We start from the raw sequence: 16832 nt of genomic DNA on the forward strand, positions 1-16832 counted from the left end.
TAAATGTTTTTCCTGGCCTTTAGATGATAACCACGCAGGCAACCATTGGCACAGTCTAAATGGTCAATCTATACTGCTATTGATCGGTGAATTAATCATGCTGATTACATCAACTCAACCTGCTTGTTATCTCCACCCACTACAGGAGGGGGTATGTTTTATTTTCGAATAAACAAAGTCAGGATTTTAGACAATCATAAAAATGTATTTCTCTTTTTTGGCGATGGATTAGCACAAGTTAAATTAATCAGTTTTATCACTTCAGACTCAAGCATCCGCTGCTCGATACATGGTATGCAGAGAATTTTCAACCCGAGTTGTGGCAACAACGTTAAAAAATCATCCTGACGTTCAGCCTGGCCTGCTTTATATGTCACTCAATAAGCAAGAGCACTATCGCTATGGTGAGCGGAAACGAGATGGTATCCCCGATCTGAGTGGAAATATTCGCGTAGATTATTCTATCTTTACATTCGAAGAGTAAACAGGCGTGATATTTATTGGTGAGGAGTATAGTTATGTTTTTATTCAAAAAACACACATCAGCATATATTCTGGTTTTATTGTTTTTTTCTACTGCTGTTCAGGCAAAACCAGGCAGTAAACCAGAGGCAACTAGCACCGCGCTGGCTTATATAGTACCAATTATCGTCGTTTTTGGTTCGTTGATTGCCATATTACTTATTCGGAATTCACTGCCTAAAGAATGGTCTTTAGCCGATGCACTTTCTGAAGATGTCGATTTACCATTTACCGAGGAAGTGAAAGAGATAAAAGATGGTGTTGAAACAGTAACGAATAGACCTGTACGCGATGCGGAAGGCAAGCCAATTCTGATACCGGTAATGAAAGCCAGCTCCAGTCGATTAATCGCATTGATGGGTATGATAGTCATTTTATTTATGTTTATCGGTTTCGGAACCTTAATACTATTTGATTTCGGTAAAAATGGTGAAATCTCCAATCCGAGCTCAGTGAGTGAAATCATTAAATTTCTGGCGGCAGGCATGACATTATTTGCACCTTATGTCGTAAATAAATTCACTTCTCTGTTTCAGGGTTTAATAACGAACAAATAGACACAACGTTGCACCGAACCGTAATCCCTCTTGAAGGAGAGTACTATGTTTTCCAAAAGCAAAATTGAGTCGCTACAATTAGCATTGAAATCATTAGAACTTTATAATGGCGATATTGATGGTATCGTCGGCCCGGTGACACTGTCAGCAACTAAAAAGTTCGAAGCGCTTATGGTTGAAAAACCATACATGAGTAAACCACCAGCCGAAGCCCCAATACCTGACATCACAAAAATCGATACCATTATCGATCAACCTGGTTCACATATTGATGAAGCGCTGACGTTTACTTTAAAAAATGAGGGGGGGTATATTAATCATCCAGCGGATCAGGGAGGGGCGACGAACAAAGGCATCATGCTTAGTGAGCTATCAGAATATCTGGGGAGAAAAGACGTAACGGAAGATGAACTAAAAAACATCGATGTTAAAACAATCACAGCCATCTACAAAAAGAATTATTGGGATATTTTAAATTTAGATAATATTTTAGATCAAAGCATTGCTACTGCACTGTTTGATATGAGCGTGTTATGCGGCGTAGGAACCACATTAAAAATTTGCCAGGAAATATTAGGCATTAGCATAACCAAAAGAATGGATACTCAAACACTGGACGCCCTCAATAAACTTCCCAATGACAAATTCATTCCTCTGTTTGCCAGTAAGCACATTGAATTATTAAAAAAAATCGTAGCCAAAAACCCATCTCAGAATGTATTTCTTAAAGGATAGACAAACAGAGCTAACCGGCTTAATTCACTCATTGATGATGATAGCATAGACGTCAGCATACCGTCATTGGCAACCGGCGGCACCATTGGTGAGGGATTATATGCCCTCGCAGATAGTGCTGGCATTCCACCGGGTGATATTAAGAAGATGATTGACTGGCAAACGCAAAACAATGCAGCATCCAACCCACGCTATTGGGTTGTATTCAAAATAAAAGAGCACTCAAGAACCCAAAGAATGCATATCTTTGATCGCATCGGTAATTCTGTCCAAAGTGTTTATGCAGTACACGGGACAGGTAGCGATCCAAATAATGATGGACTGGCAACAATTTTTTCAAATACACCAGATTCTCACCAAAGTTCATTAGGACTCTATAAAACGCTGAGCACCTATACGATGGCAAAACATGGTAGAGCATTGCGGCTTGAAGGTCTTGAGGAGAGTAATAATAATGCCTACATACGGGGTATTGTCTTTCATGGGGTCCCCTATGCGGATGAAGAATATATAAACAAATATGGCCGTTGCGGGCGCTCTTACGGTTGCCCCGCCGTTGCGTATGACATTGTTCAATCATTAATTGATAAACTCAAAGGAGGCTCACTGCTATTGATATCCTGAACAAGAATAAAACCCGTCTATTAAGATCGATGCCTGACACAGATTAAAAATCTGTGGAAAGTTCAGCAGTACCTTCCCACTCTCCATATGAAGGTACTGCCAATCTTGACGCTCCTCTGGGTGGCGGATTACCTTAGTTTCAGGACATCTCAACGTGCGTTTTGGTGAGTTCGAATATATCCCTGCTCGCGCATGTGAATCAGGTTCTCCTCGCTGGTACATACCATCCCTAAAGTCACAATTAATTCACTCGCTTTCACGTCGCTGGTATACTCAAAACACTTTGACCTATGACAAAAATTCATTTGGCCCATGACAACGAAATACTATTCTGCGCAACGGAGATTTTGAACCATGAAACCCACAGCTGAGAAACAAGTCCTCTCCTCTTCCTCAACCCAACCACAGCATGGCATGCATAACCGGTGGCCGCGTGCAGAGAGTGTTGAGGATTTTCGCGAAAATCTCCATGCGGTACAGCGGCGTATACACGAGGCGTGTCAACGCAGCCAGCGCGACCCATCAACGGTCCGGCTACTGCCGGTCAGCAAAACCATGGATGAAGCGCATATCCGCCTTGCGCATCAGGCCGGTTGCTTGCTGCTCGGGGAAAATAAAGTTCAGGAAGCCTGGGGAAAATCGCAGGCCATGGCGGATCTCACGGATCTGAAATGGTCGGTTATCGGCCATCTGCAATCGAACAAAGCCAAGCTCGTCGCCAAATTCGCCAGTGAGTTTCAGGCGCTCGATAATTTGCGTACTGCCGAAGTCCTCGACCGTCGCCTGCAGGCAGAAGGACGGATGCTCGATGTTTTTGTTCAGGTCAATACTTCCAACGAAGCCAGTAAATACGGGCTTGCGCCGGATGACGTCGAATTATTTTTATGTCAGTTGAAAAGCTATGAAAACCTGCGGGTGCGCGGATTGATGACGTTGGCTGAATTCACCTCCGACGCCGAACGCGTCAGAGCCTGCTTCATTCGCCTGCGATCTTTACGCGATCGCCTGTGCGAGATTGCTCCCTGTGGTTATCAACCGCAAGAGCTCTCAATGGGTATGTCCGGTGACTTTGAAATCGCTATTGAAGAAGGGGCAACGGTAGTGCGCGTCGGGCAGGCAATATTCGGTGCGAGAGCGCTACCTGATGAGTATTACTGGCCGCAAGAAAACCAGGCCTCGTGACAGCATTTTATGCTGATTCGAAAACGATAACCCTCGAAAATTTTTTAAACACGCATCGCTAAAACAGCGTATTTATGCTTGTAAATGTTCAATAACAAATCAGTTAACAGCATAAAATAAAAATCGGGCTTGCCCATTGTTACCAAAAAATGGGCAAAAAAAAACCGCCATGTGACTGGCGGTGAATAAATGCTTGCATGGATAGATTGTGTTTTGCATTTTTACGTTCAGAGCATAAATCACCCTGTCTACGTCTACCTCGCACAATATCACACGCAACATAAATGAAAGCTAAACGGTCATGTTGCTCAAAGTTTTTCCGCCAGCGCTTTGAGCTGAGCGATTACCTCCCTTTTCTCCCCCTCATCACCTCCCTTAAAGGGCCAGGTGGACTGGCGGATGATCAAACGCGTGGGCAGCAGCTCGCAAATTTCCATCTGCGGGTCAGACATAAGCTGGATCAACAGCTCGACCGCCCGTTTTCCCAGAACATTAAAATCCTGAGCGACGGTGGTTAACGGCGGCTGAAAGTAAAGACTGTCCGCCGTGTCGTCATAACCGGTGACGGAAATAGCCTGGCTACCGGTACGATTAAGCTGCGCCAGCGCGCTAAGCACCCCGAGCGCCATCTGATCGTTAGCGACCACGATCGCACTAATACGCGGATGCTGATGCAGTAGCTCAAACGTCTTATTCCAGCCGCTGGCGGCGCTCCAGTCGCCAAAGACCGTCACCGCATTGCTGATCCCCAGCCGATGCAGCGCCTCGCGCCAGCTGCTCAAGCGCATGCGCGCGGAAACCGAGCTTTCCGGCCCGGCCAGTAACCCGAACTCGCGATGCCCAGCTTCCCAGAGGTGCCGCACACAGGCTCCGCAGCCGTCGCGGTGATCAAAACGCACGCAGCACACATCGGTCTCCGGCGACACATCAAGAAACAGGCAGGCAATATCCGGGTTCTCCACTACCAGCCGCTCCGCAAGGCTGCTTTCCAGCGGCAGACTGATAATCGCGCCGCGAATCTGCTGGGCGCGAAACTCATTGAGCCGGGCCTGAAGAGACGGGTAATCAACCTGTACCGGCATCGCAATCGACACCTCAAGCTGATGCGAACCGGCGTAGCTTTTCACCGCGGCGGCAATTTGTGAAGGCGCGTGCAGCGTTAGCGAGGCGGTAATCAATCCAATCGACGGCGCGGATTTACCCGCCAGCAGCTGGGCTGAACGGTTCGGAACATAGTGCAACGCCTGCATAGCGCGGATCACTTTATCGCGGGTTCGTTCAGAAACCACATCCGGATTATTCAGCACCCGGGAAACCGTCTGCTGAGAAACACCGGCCTCGCGGGCCACATCTTCTAACGTTGCCAAACGGCGCTGCATCACATCCCCCCTTTGCCCAAAAACACCAATGTCGTGCGCTAACATTTTATGTTTAAAAGACGACAAAAATCAGTCATTTTTTCAGTGTTTCGTGATCGTCAGTAGGTTTCATTTTCGCCAATATTGCGGCAATTATAAAAATATCCGATAACAAATTCATATTGTCTAGCGAATGACATTTTCCTCACTTATCCGTCAGGTATGCGTATGCAACAACACGACTCTATCTCCGCCGCAGGACCAATGTTTTATGAAGTACTCGCCCGCGAAGACTGGCAAAACCAGACTATTACGCATCTCAACCGTTTACCGGCTCATCCCACATTCGCCAGTTGGCGCAACACTGACAAAGCGCGAGACAACCAACCTTCGGCAAGCCGTCGTCTGCTTGACGGGCAGTGGCAGTTCTCTTACGCCCACAGCCCTTTTGACGTAGATGCCCGCTGGCTGGAAGGCGATCTGCAGGATAGCCGCACAACGCCGGTACCATCAAACTGGCAAATGGAAGGCTATGACGCCCCCATCTACACCAACGTGCGTTACCCGATCGACACCACGCCGCCGCGCGTCCCTGAGGAGAACCCAACCGGTTGCTACTCGCTGACCTTTAGCGTCGAAGAGAGCTGGCGGGCCGAAGGCCAGACGCAGATTATCTTCGATGGCGTCAACTCCGCGTTCCACTTGTGGTGCAACGGCGAATGGGTCGGCTATTCGCAGGATAGCCGCCTGCCTGCGGCCTTCGATCTCACGTCATACCTTCAGGCAGGCGATAACCGTCTCTGCGTAATGGTGATGCGCTGGAGCGCGGGAACCTGGCTTGAAGATCAGGATATGTGGCGCATGAGCGGGATCTTCCGCTCGGTCTGGCTGCTGCATAAACCGACGTTGCACCTGTGCGACGTTCAACTCACTCCACAGCTGGATGCGCTCTATCGCGATGCCGAACTGCTGGTCAATTTAAGCGTTGCCGCGCCGGTAGCGCAGTTGGAAGAGCTGGCAGTGAAGGTCGAACTGTGGGATGACGCTCGCCTGGTTGCCAGCCACCAGCAGTTGCCGGGCTCGCCAATTATTGATGAGCGCGGAAACTATGCCGAGCGCGCGGCGATTCGTTTACCGGTAGAACGTCCGGCGCTGTGGAGCGCGGAAGCGCCAAACTGCTACCGCGCGGTAGTGTCGCTGTGGCGCGGCGATGAGCTGATCGAAGCAGAAGCCTGGGATATCGGTTTTCGTCGCGTCGAAATCAAAAATGGCCTGCTGCTGCTGAACGGTAAACCGCTGTTGATCCGCGGCGTCAACCGTCACGAGCATCACCACCAGCGCGGCCAGGTAGTGACCGAAGAGGATATGGTGCAGGATATTCTGCTGATGAAGCAGAACAACTTTAATGCCGCACGCTGCTCGCACTACCCTAACGCTCCGCGCTGGTACGAGCTATGCAACCGCTACGGCCTGTACATCGTTGACGAAGCCAATATTGAAACCCACGGTATGGTGCCGATGAATCGCCTCTCCGACGATCCTTCCTGGCTGCCTGCCTTCAGCGCTCGCGTCAGCCGGATGCTGCAAAGCAACCGCAATCACCCGTCAATTATTATCTGGTCATTGGGGAATGAATCCGGCGGCGGCAGTAACCATGAAGCGATGTATCACTGGCTCAAGCGTAATGACCCATCGCGCCCGGTGCAGTATGAAGGCGGCGGCGCCGACAGTACCGCCACTGATATCATCTGCCCGATGTACGCCCGCGTTGAACGCGACCAGCTGATTCCAACGGTGCCGAAATGGGGGATAAAAAAATGGATCAGTATGCCGGGCGAACAGCGCCCGCTGATCCTCTGCGAGTATGCCCACGCGATGGGCAATAGCCTGGGCAACTTTGCCGATTACTGGCAAGCGTTTCGCGACTATCCTCGCCTGCAGGGCGGATTTATCTGGGACTGGGCGGATCAAGCCATTAGCAAAACTTTCGACGACGGCAGCGTTGGCTGGGCCTACGGCGGTGATTTTGGCGACAAACCGAACGATCGCCAGTTCTGCATGAACGGCCTGGTCTTCCCTGATCGCCGCCCGCATCCTTCATTAATTGAAGCCAAACATGCGCAGCAGTACTTCCAGTTCACCCTGCTGGCGCAAAGCCCGCTACGCATCAGTATCAGCAGTGAGTATCTGTTCCGTGCCACCGATAACGAAGAGCTACGCTGGCAGGTTCAGGCCGCCGGGGAAGCCGTTGCCGAAGGCTGCGTGAAGCTCGATCTTGATCCTGAAGGACGGAGCGAGTTAACGCTGTGCGACGGGCTGACGCTGCCCGCTGGGGCTGAAGAGGTATGGCTGTCGCTGGAAGTTGTTCAGCCGCAGGCTACCGCCTGGTCCGACGCCGGACATCGCGTCGCCTGGCAGCAATTCCCGCTCGCCGCGCCGCTGGTTCTACGCAACCCTTCCCCTGCCGGTACTGCGCCTGTACTGGACAGCAGCGACCGCGCCTGGCTCGTGCGCTGCGGCTCACAACAATGGACGGTCGACCGGCAAAGCGGTCTGTTAAGCCACTGGCAAGTGGATGGCGTTGAGCAACTGCTGACCCCGCTACGCGATCAGTTTGTTCGCGCGCCGCTGGATAACGATATTGGCGTCAGCGAAGTCGAACGTATCGACCCTAACGCCTGGGTCGAGCGCTGGAAAAGCGCCGGGCTCTACGACCTCAGCGCCCGCTGTGTAGAGTGTGACGCCCAGCGCCTGGCTCATGAAGTGATTATTGATAGCCGCTGGCACTATCTACGCGGCGACGAAGTGGTGATCGTCAGCCACTGGCGAATGACGTTTGATGCCGAAGGCAAGCTGCATCTGGCGGTCGATGGTGAACGCGCAGGCACCCTGCCGCCGCTTCCGCGCGTCGGTCTGAATTTCCAGGTACCCGATCAGCATCAACCGGTCTCCTGGCTGGGCTACGGCCCGCATGAGAACTACTCGGATCGTCGCACCAGCGCCTGTTTCTCCCGCTGGCAGCTGCCGCTGGAAGAGATGACCACACCGTATATTTTCCCGACGGAAAACGGCCTGCGCTGCGACAACAAAGCGCTGGACTGGGGGCGCTGGCACGTGGCGGGCAACTTCCACTTCTCAGTACAGCCCTATGGCACCACGCAGTTAATGGAAACCGATCACTGGCACAGGATGACGCCGGAAAACGGCGTCTGGATAACCCTCGATGGCCAGCATATGGGCATCGGCGGCGATGACTCCTGGACTCCGAGCGTACTACAGCAATGGTTGCTGCTTGAGACACAATGGCAATATCAGTTAACGATTCACTTCCAATAATAATCGGGGGCGTGAGCCCCCAACCTTACAGGCATAATAATATGGAATATTCACAATGAAACTCTCTGAACTCGCGCCACGTGAACGGCATAACTTTATTTATTTTATGCTGTTCTTTTTCTTCTACTATTTCATTATGTCAGCCTACTTCCCCTTCTTCCCGGTATGGCTGGCGGAAGTCAACCACTTAACCAAGACCGAAACGGGGATCGTTTTCTCTTCCATTTCACTATTCGCGATTATTTTCCAGCCCGTATTTGGCCTGATTTCAGATAAACTTGGTCTGCGCAAACATCTGCTGTGGACCATCACCATTTTATTAATCCTGTTCGCGCCGTTCTTTATTTTCGTTTTCTCCCCCCTGTTGCAAATGAATATCATCGCGGGCGCGTTAGTGGGCGGTATTTATCTGGGGATTGTTTTCTCCAGCGGCTCCGGGGCGGTAGAGGCCTATATTGAGCGCGTCAGCCGCGCCAACCGTTTCGAATACGGTAAGGTTCGCGTTTCCGGCTGTATTGGCTGGGCATTATGCGCATCAATCACCGGTATTTTATTTGGCATTGACCCCAATATTACCTTCTGGATCGCCTCAGGTTTCGCCCTGATCCTCGGCGTGTTGTTGTGGGTATCAAAACCGGAGAGCAGCAATAGCGCTGAGGTTATCGACGCGCTCGGCGCCAACCGCCAGGCCTTCTCGATGCGCACCGCCGCTGAACTGCTGCGGATGCCGCGCTTCTGGGGCTTTATTATTTACGTCGTGGGCGTCGCCAGCGTGTATGATGTTTTCGACCAGCAGTTCGCCAACTTCTTTAAAGGCTTCTTCTCCAGCCCCCAGCGCGGAACCGAAATCTTTGGCTTCGTCACCACCGGAGGGGAGTTACTTAATGCGCTGATTATGTTCTGCGCGCCCGCTATCGTTAACCGGATCGGTGCCAAGAATGCCCTGCTGACCGCGGGATTAATTATGTCAGTACGTATTCTGGGATCGTCCTTTGCCACCTCAGCGGTGGAAGTCGTTATATTAAAAATGCTGCATATGTTTGAAGTTCCGTTCCTGCTGGTCGGTACTTTTAAATATATCTCCTCGGCGTTTAACCCGAAGCTCTCAGCCACGCTGTTCCTGATCGGCTTTAATTTATCGAAACAGCTTTCAGGCGTGGTGCTTTCAGCATGGGTAGGGAGGATGTACGATACCGTCGGATTCCATCAGGCTTATCTTATCCTCGGCTGTATTACCCTGAGCTTTACCGTTATCTCACTGTTTACCCTGAAAGGGAGCAAAACGCTGCTCCCTGCTGCTGCATAATATGCATGCCGCCGGAATAACCCGGCGGCGCTTCTGCACCAATACCCGATAAGGTATCTATCCGATAATCCGCGTTTCTCCATCGCTATTTTCCAGTCCATAAATCCGGGCTTCAGCCATTGAGGAAATCAGTTCAGCCAGCTCGGCAGAGTGGCTGGTTAACCAGATTTGACTATAGCGGGACGCTTCGACGATCAGCCGGGCAAGCGCGGGAAACATCTGGCGATGCAGACTATTTTCAGGTTCATTGATCGCCAAAAATGCCGGAGGTCGTGGGCTTAACAATGCCACCGCCAGGCACAGGAAACGCAGCGTGCCGTCGGACATTTCCGCCGCCAGTAAAGGCCGGTAAACGCCATTTCGGCGCATCTTCATGGAGAAACGCGAGTTTTCGTTTTCGCAGTAAAAAGTGCATTGCGGAAAGGCTTCTGCGAGGATCTCATGCAGTAGCTCTTCCGCTCCAATTTCCACGATGGTTTGAAAAGCCGCCGCCAGATTATGTCCATCGCTATCAAGCACCGGAGAGCGGTAACCTACCGTCGGATGGCGCAGCGGCGAGAGTCTGCCAATAGTAAATTCGTGATAGAAACGCCAGTGGCGCATGGTTTCCCTGACCCGCGACACTTCAGGAAAGCGATGCGGCTCGCCTAGTTGGCCAAAAATAGATTCGTTCTCATAAATAGTGTCGGTGAAGGTGCTTCGTTCACCGTTAACGTCTACCAGAAATGCGGCCTGATTTTTGCGCTCCAGCACTCTCGATGAAGGGCGTCGGGAAAATCCCGTCAGCCAGATAGACTCCTCTTTAACTATCGGATCCAGTTTAAACTGAGTGGGATAAGGCAGCTTTTCCGGAAAACCAACCTGTAGCTGATAGTCGAATTCATCGGTCATACAGGCAATCTGTAGCCGTCGGGGAAAGCGGTCGGTTGGCGCACTCGGCCCGGACCACATGATGTTTTCCAGCCCGCCTTCATCGCTGATATAGCCAGAGAATTTCCCATCGGCGCAAGCGGTTAACAGGTGGATAGCTTTATAGATATTGGACTTACCGCAGCCGTTGGGGCCAAAAACAATATTCAGCGCACCGAGCTCCAGTTCGATATCCCTGACCGATCTGAAATTCTTTATCCGGATATGGCTAATCATAAGATTCCCGAAACGTACAAAAGCGTGATGGCTTACTGTAACGGAGACGGGTGAAAAACGAAACTCAACCAGCCGGACGACAGACAGTCGCCCGGCGCCAGATTAACTGAAGAGTTTTTTCATACCACGGGTCAGCGCCACTCTTTCGAGTTTGTCTGAGTCCTCATGGCTATCGTTGAAAACGCCGAAAAAATAGCGTTCATCGTCAATGGTTTGCGAGACTATCTTATAGCTCAGCGGCTGACCAGATTTTGCACCATATTGCGCGGGAGTCACGGAAATTTCCTTCGCGTTATCGGCAACGCTGACCATCAGGCCATCGCCTTTCCCCCCTACCAGCATCACCTTAATTAACGGATGCACCATGTCCCTCCCGGGTTGAGGTCAATGATTAATTTTCGATGGCCGCAGGCTGACAGTTAGCCTTTGAGTCACCGTGGCCGGATTTGTCATTCGCAGGAACCGGATGAGCGCCCTCTTTACCCACCACAGGCGGTAACGGTACGCCTTCTTTGTCCACCGCTGGCGGCGCTTTCTGGCAGGTCGCCGTTTGCGTGACTTCCGCGCCCCAGGCTGACGTTTGCAGATTCAGGATCGCCACGGGCGCTAAAAGTAACGCAGTCTTCAGTACATTCTTATAGTTCATACCGGCCTTGAGTAAAAAAATTTATTTCTTATGCTGAGCTAAGCGCTGATTATTAGTAGTAAAAGCTGACAAATGATGAAGGAAAAAAGAGGAATTGTGAATATCAATAGCTCCGATTTATCAATTTCGGCGTCTATACCAGGGAATCTATTCGGATCTTACCTCTCGGAATTATCTCAATCAATTGAAATTACAGGAAAACCACTAATTCTGGCGAAGTTCTTTACTGAAGCGCGGTTCTATACTGAAAGCGAAAACAACAATCTGGGTTATATAATGAAGAAACATTATCTGTTGCTCCTTCTGGCAAGTGCAGCGCTATTACAGGGCTGTTCGGCATTTGACAAACATCATGGCGTTAACTGGGGAGAAGGTACTTGCCCACCCCCGACGGCGGATGCGATCGGCAAGTCTAATCAGTTGATTATCGAAGATGGTAAAACGCTGAAATGCCAGATTCGCCCTTACGTTAGCAATATGGCCTGCCAGGGTATTACTGATAAAACCAACGCCGACGGCGTCGTCTGTCAGAACGGGCTTGGTCAGTCGATCCTGTTTATCTTTGACGACAAAGGCGTGCTGAAAAAACACGGCAGCGTGTAGGTCATCGGCTTGCTGGCCGGACGAGAGTCATCTTAAGGCCCCCCGGGCCTTAATTTTTTCACTTGGCGAGAATTCCAATAAACCTCACTCAAATCTCGACGATCTTAGCGACATCAAACTGAAAAACATAAGGATCGGATAATAGCTGGAATTGCTCATCATCCGCATAGGTCACTGCGACATGGTAGTCTTCACCGGCAAAAGCTTTGACAGCATCCAGACTGCTCCAGTACGTTGCCAGAAAGAAGTGCTCCCACTCCCCCTGCTTCTCTCGCCTGACAAATGCTCCCACGTTTCCCGATATGCTCTGCGAATGCTGCACGCCAGTCGCCTGCAAATGAAGCGCAAAGGCATCACCAAACGCCGCGGGGACACAACCGTGCCATGTTCTGACAATCATCTTCAAACCCCATAAAAAATCATTTAAAGTGCATTTATAGCAAAATAAAGCTCAATGATGTGATTTTTTATTCATCTTTATTTATCTTTAACCATTAAAGATATCCTCCCGCTTCCGGCCGTATCGCATTGCCGTCCCTGTACGCTGACACATCAACTAAAATTACAGGTATAATCCCACTTATTATTCAGCGGATTTAGATACGAAGATGACAAAACTCACCTTACAAGAGCAGATGCTAAAAGCCGGATTAGTGACCAGCAAAAAAATGGCCAAAGTCCAGAGGACCGCTAAAAAGTCACGCGTACAGGCTCGTGAAGCCCGAGAAGCGGTGGAAGAGAATAAGAAAGCACAGCTTGAGCGAGATAAGCAGCTGAGCGAACAGCAAAAACAAGCAGTCCTGTCGAAAGAGTATAAAGCGCAGGTCAAGCAGCTTATTGAAATGAACAAAATCGACATTTCAAAAGGTAATATCGATTTCAACTTCACGGATAACAATTTCATTAAAAAAATTGCCGTGGATAAACTGACTCAGGCTCAGCTGATTAGCGGCCGCCTCGCCATTGCGCGTCTGGCCGTTGATAATGATGGCGAGAGTAAATATGCGATTATCCCCGCAAGCGTAGCCGATAAAATTGCCCAGCGAGATGCCTCCAGTATTGTCTTAAACAGCGGATTAAGTGCGGAAGAGCAGGATGAAGACGATCCGTACGCAGATTTTAAAGTGCCCGACGATTTGATGTGGTAAGCACCTCACAAGAGGTGATGTAGAGATAGCCTGCGCGGGCATTATGCTTTACGCTGCGCGCGGCAAAGACAGAGTAGATAAACGATTAACCAGGCGGTAATGGCAATGAACGGAACGATCACAACGTGGTTTAAAGATAAAGGTTTTGGATTTATCAAAGATGAAAATGGTGATAATCGCTATTTTCATGTGATTAAAGTTGCCAACCCCGATCTGATTAAAAAAGATGCGGCGGTGACTTTCGAACCCACCACCAATAACAAGGGTTTGTCCGCCTATGCGGTGAAAGTCCTTCCGGAAAGTAAATACATTTATATCGCAGGCGAACGGGTTAAGCTTACGTCAATCAAATCTTACCTGGTTTACAGCGAGGAAGAGCCAGCGGATGCCCGTATCGATAAAGAGAATGCGGTACTGTCCGTGGGTCTGTTGATGGGGAACATCAGGCCTAAATCAGCGGCTAAACCGGGTGAAGTGCGCTCGGTGAAAAAGTTAGCTATCACCACTTTCCAGGGCACGACGCTAATCTTCTCCGAGGATGAAATAGATATAGAGGCCACGGTGAAACTGCTTAAAGTCTAACCCCGCGCAGATAAACAAACCGGGCTCTGCGCCCGGTTGAGGTTGATGAAAAGCTGTTTTCTTCATTTTATTTTATTGGGTTGCTCCACTTTTATCAGGTAGGTTATCTCTGAAACGACAAGAGGTCTTATCTGTACATATCACTGAAGGTAAGAAGGTATCCTCGCGCACTTGTGTTGGCAGCGCAGCACACTTCTTGCTAAGTTCCAGTCTGCGCTTGCCCAGTGCGGTTATAGATTTGTCTTTCGGTATATAAAAAGTTATATCTATATCTTTAGGCTTTTCTCCAGGCCAAAAACCATAAGTACCCTTGGCTGACACTAATTCTGCGCTTTTATCGTCGAATACATAGAAACTTCCAGTGCCGCTACGATTTTCCATAATATGGATAATACCGGTTGGGTGGTTATTCTCAATAGCGTCATGCTCCCACAACGAGCGAACACAATATGCCATCCCCGCAGTACCTGGCGTTCCTTTAAACGTTTCAATGGCCTGATTTGAGCCACAAGCCGTTAGCCCAAAAACAGAAGTTAAAATTAATAATCTTAATGACATATCGTCAGCATCCTTTGCTAAATCAACGAAAAAATCACTATATCATTAATATGATAGTTCGCTAATGATTACATGATAAAAAAAGGGTCGTATCAAATATCACCCTATACAGCCGCCGCAGCCCAAGCCCCTCCAGACATCACCCAGAGCGCATATCGCCGCACTAGACAATAGCAGCCCTGGGTTCAGGTTTGCACAATATCACAACGCTCGAAGTCTCGGCAGGGTGAAAACGAAGCTATGGCTATATGATAAATTGGGTCATGCTCCACGCTAATTTCGATGAATTTAAAAATTCATTTTGGGAATATATATTGCAGGGATTTTTTTGAAAAAAATGAATAATAAACCGGGCTCTGCGCCCGGTCCTCTTTTGCTCTACGAAACGCTCGACTCACTCAGCCCGCGGTTTTCCAGCATTGGCTCAATCTGCGGATCGTGTCCGCGCCACTGGCGATAAAGTTCAGCTAAATCAGTGCTATTGCCGCGAGACAAAATCGCTTCGCGGAAGCGCTGGCCGTTTTCTCGGGTTAAACCACCCTGCTCAACGAACCACTGGTAGCCATCGTCCGCCAGCATTTGCGTCCACAGATAGGCGTAATAGCCTGCGGCATAGCCGCCGCCAAAAATATGCGAGAAGTAGCTGCTGCGGTAGCGCGGAGGCACGGCGGGAAGATCCATATTCTCCGCAGCGAGGGCCGCAGCTTCAAAGGTATCGACATCCTGCGGTAATTTATCCAGCGACACGCTGTGCCAGTGCATATCCAGCAGCGCCGCCGCGAGCAGCTCGCTCATATCGTAGCCTTTATTAAACTTCGCCGCGCGGAACATACTATCGCGCAGCGATGCCGGCATGACCTCGCCGGTTTGATGATGCCGCGCGTAGTGGGAAAATACCTGCGGTTCACTGGCCCAGTGCTCATAAATCTGCGACGGAAACTCAACAAAATCGCGTGGCGTATTGGTTCCTGACAGGCTGGCATACTTCTGGCTGGCAAACAGGCCATGCAGCGTGTGGCCAAATTCGTGAAATAGGGTAATGACCTCATCCCAGGAAAGCAGCGCGCTATTCCCACCTTTGGGTTTCTGATAATTACAGACGTTGTAGATAACCGGGTGCTGCGCACGCAGGGTGGATTGTTCGACAAAGACGCCCATCCATGCCCCGCCGCTTTTACTGTCGCGTGAGAAGTAGTCGCCGTAAAACAGCGCAATCCCCTCGCCGTTAGCGTCGATAATTTCCCATACCTGCACGTCAGGGTGATAAACCGGAATATCAAAGCGCTCAACAAAACGAATGCCAAACAGCTGCGTCGCGGTCCAGAATACGCCGTCGCGCAGAACGCGGTCCAGAGCAAAGTAAGGTTTTAGCTGCGCTTCATCAATAGCGAATTTCGCCCTGCGCACCTGCTCGCCGTAGTAGAGCCAGTCCCACGCCGCCGCGCGGAAATCGCCGCCCTCATCATTAATGACCTGCTGAATATCAGCCTGTTCCTGCTCTGCTCTTGCCCGTGCCGCTGGAGCGATTCGTCGCATAAAAGCAAAAGCCTCTGTCGGAGTTCCCGCCATCTGATCGACCATCGACCAGCTGGCGAAGTCGTCAGCGCCCAACAGTTGCGCTTTACGCGCGCGGATTTCTGCCAGCCGCAGTACCAGCTCACGAGTGTCATTCGCGTCGCCTTTCTGGTTGCGCGTCCAGCCTGCGGCGAACAGATTCTCGCGCGTTTGTCTCTCCTGTAACGAAAGTAGCGCCGGCTGCTGGGTGGTATTGAGTAAAGAAAGAAGCCAACGGCCACTTAACCCTTTCTCTTGCGCGGCTTCAGCTGCGGCGGCAATCTCATCTTCACTGAGTCCAGTGAGCTGATGGGCATAATCCAGCACCAGCCCACCGGACTTCACCGCTGCCAGCAGGCGCTGCTGAAACTGACTTTGCAGCGCTGCCGCTTCGGTATTCAGCGCACGCAGCGCCGCTTTTTGAGCATCCCCCAGCTTCGCGCCTGCAAGAGTAAAACGCTGCCAGGTCACTTCCAGCAGACGCAGGGATTCAGCATCCAGAGAGAGCGATTCACGCTGCTCCCACACCTGTTTCACCCGCTGAAAGAGCGCATCGTTAAGCCAGATATCATTGCCCAGCTCCGCCAGCTCGGCGGAAAACTGCTCATCAAGCGCCTGAATCGTCGGGTTGGTATTCGCTCCTGCCATCGCGAAAAATACGTTGGTTACCCTGGATAGCAGCTGACCACTCTGCTCCAGCGCCACCAACGTATTGGCGAAATCCGCCGGAGCCGGGTTGTGAACGATAGCCTCAACCTCTTGACGCTGACGCTGTACGCCTTCATCAAAGGCCGGGCGGTAATGGCTATCTTCAATAAGATCGAAGCGTGGTGCCTGGTAAGGAAGCAAGCTGACGCTTAAAAAAGGGTTGTTCTCCGACATCATCATCTCCTGAACACGATTATTCTGTAAGATTAGGCAACTCATTGATTGGCCGCAATGATTTCTCTACTTACCGCCGTAATTGTCAGGATA

Annotated in this window: 16 protein-coding genes; 9 read left to right on the forward strand and 7 right to left on the reverse strand. The window is 50.4% G+C overall.

Annotation, left to right across the window (positions count from 1 at the left end; genetic code table 11):
• Positions 1–518 precede the first annotated feature (518 nt).
• The 4 genes from FN082_RS20215 (at position 519) to FN082_RS20230 (ending at position 3620) form a co-directional block, all read left to right on the forward strand.
• The gene (locus FN082_RS20215; RefSeq protein ID WP_142982243.1) at positions 519–1079 is read left to right on the forward strand and encodes a hypothetical protein; all 561 of its coding nucleotides are present in this window, start codon (positions 519–521) and stop codon (positions 1077–1079) included.
• Positions 1080–1124: 45 nt separating this feature from the next.
• A complete protein-coding gene (locus FN082_RS20220) occupies positions 1125–1814 on the forward strand; it encodes a glycosyl hydrolase 108 family protein (protein ID WP_142982244.1) in 690 nt (229 codons plus the stop codon).
• Positions 1815–1880: 66 nt separating this feature from the next.
• Entirely contained in the window at positions 1881–2438 is a 558-nt protein-coding gene (locus tag FN082_RS20225; RefSeq protein ID WP_142982245.1) for a murein L,D-transpeptidase catalytic domain-containing protein, read from the forward strand.
• A 354-nt stretch (positions 2439–2792) separates the two neighbouring features.
• Positions 2793–3620 carry a YggS family pyridoxal phosphate-dependent enzyme gene (locus FN082_RS20230; RefSeq protein WP_235891786.1) on the forward strand — a complete coding sequence of 276 codons (828 nt, stop codon included), beginning with the start codon at positions 2793–2795 and terminating at the stop codon, positions 3618–3620.
• Positions 3621–3928: 308 nt separating this feature from the next.
• Here FN082_RS20230 and FN082_RS20235 read toward each other — a convergent pair whose 3' ends face one another.
• Entirely contained in the window at positions 3929–4999 is a 1071-nt protein-coding gene (locus tag FN082_RS20235) for a LacI family DNA-binding transcriptional regulator (RefSeq protein WP_142463130.1), read from the reverse strand.
• A gap of 207 nt (positions 5000–5206) precedes the next feature.
• Between FN082_RS20235 and FN082_RS20240 the strand changes: the two genes are divergently transcribed.
• Together FN082_RS20240 and FN082_RS20245 are read left to right on the forward strand one after the other, a co-directional pair.
• A complete protein-coding gene (locus FN082_RS20240; RefSeq protein ID WP_142982246.1) occupies positions 5207–8314 on the forward strand; it encodes a beta-galactosidase in 3108 nt (1035 codons plus the stop codon).
• Between the two features lie 55 nt (positions 8315–8369).
• Complete coding sequence (locus FN082_RS20245) at positions 8370–9620, forward strand: MFS transporter (protein ID WP_139539958.1); 1251 nt, start codon at positions 8370–8372, stop codon at positions 9618–9620.
• Between the two features lie 57 nt (positions 9621–9677).
• Here FN082_RS20245 and FN082_RS20250 read toward each other — a convergent pair whose 3' ends face one another.
• The 3 genes from FN082_RS20250 to FN082_RS20260 all read right to left on the reverse strand — a co-directional run bounded on the left by FN082_RS20250 (position 9678) and on the right by FN082_RS20260 (position 11412).
• Complete coding sequence (locus FN082_RS20250) at positions 9678–10766, reverse strand: AAA family ATPase (protein ID WP_139539959.1); 1089 nt, start codon at positions 10764–10766, stop codon at positions 9678–9680.
• Between the two features lie 102 nt (positions 10767–10868).
• On the reverse strand, positions 10869–11129 hold the full coding sequence (locus FN082_RS20255) for a hypothetical protein (RefSeq protein ID WP_180349627.1): 261 nt from the start codon (positions 11127–11129) through the stop codon (positions 10869–10871).
• A gap of 28 nt (positions 11130–11157) precedes the next feature.
• Positions 11158–11412: a hypothetical protein gene (locus tag FN082_RS20260; RefSeq protein ID WP_139539961.1), complete on the reverse strand. Its 255-nt coding sequence runs from the start codon at positions 11410–11412 to the stop codon at positions 11158–11160.
• Between the two features lie 276 nt (positions 11413–11688).
• On the opposite strand from FN082_RS20260, the gene FN082_RS20265 reads away from it, so the two are divergent.
• Positions 11689–12015 (forward strand): hypothetical protein, encoded by a 327-nt coding sequence (locus FN082_RS20265; RefSeq protein ID WP_139539962.1) that lies wholly within the window; start codon positions 11689–11691, stop codon positions 12013–12015.
• An 88-nt stretch (positions 12016–12103) separates the two neighbouring features.
• Here FN082_RS20265 and FN082_RS20270 read toward each other — a convergent pair whose 3' ends face one another.
• Positions 12104–12415, reverse strand: a complete 312-nt coding sequence (locus FN082_RS20270; protein ID WP_139539963.1) for a hypothetical protein — start codon at positions 12413–12415, stop codon at positions 12104–12106.
• 208 nt (positions 12416–12623) lie between these two features.
• On the opposite strand from FN082_RS20270, the gene FN082_RS20275 reads away from it, so the two are divergent.
• Together FN082_RS20275 and FN082_RS20280 are read left to right on the forward strand one after the other, a co-directional pair.
• Positions 12624–13163: a DUF2058 domain-containing protein gene (locus FN082_RS20275; protein WP_139539964.1), complete on the forward strand. Its 540-nt coding sequence runs from the start codon at positions 12624–12626 to the stop codon at positions 13161–13163.
• 99 nt (positions 13164–13262) lie between these two features.
• Positions 13263–13745 carry a cold-shock protein gene (locus FN082_RS20280; RefSeq protein WP_142982247.1) on the forward strand — a complete coding sequence of 161 codons (483 nt, stop codon included), beginning with the start codon at positions 13263–13265 and terminating at the stop codon, positions 13743–13745.
• 72 nt (positions 13746–13817) lie between these two features.
• On the opposite strand, the gene FN082_RS20285 is transcribed toward FN082_RS20280, so the two are convergent.
• Positions 13818–14303 carry a hypothetical protein gene (locus FN082_RS20285; protein WP_142982248.1) on the reverse strand — a complete coding sequence of 162 codons (486 nt, stop codon included), beginning with the start codon at positions 14301–14303 and terminating at the stop codon, positions 13818–13820.
• Positions 14304–14681: 378 nt separating this feature from the next.
• Positions 14682–16739: a peptidyl-dipeptidase Dcp gene (gene dcp, locus FN082_RS20290; protein ID WP_142463123.1), complete on the reverse strand. Its 2058-nt coding sequence runs from the start codon at positions 16737–16739 to the stop codon at positions 14682–14684.
• Positions 16740–16832 lie beyond the last annotated feature (93 nt).

It is taken from the genome of Klebsiella spallanzanii (assembly GCF_902158555.1).
Lineage (GTDB): Bacteria > Pseudomonadota > Gammaproteobacteria > Enterobacterales > Enterobacteriaceae > Klebsiella > Klebsiella spallanzanii.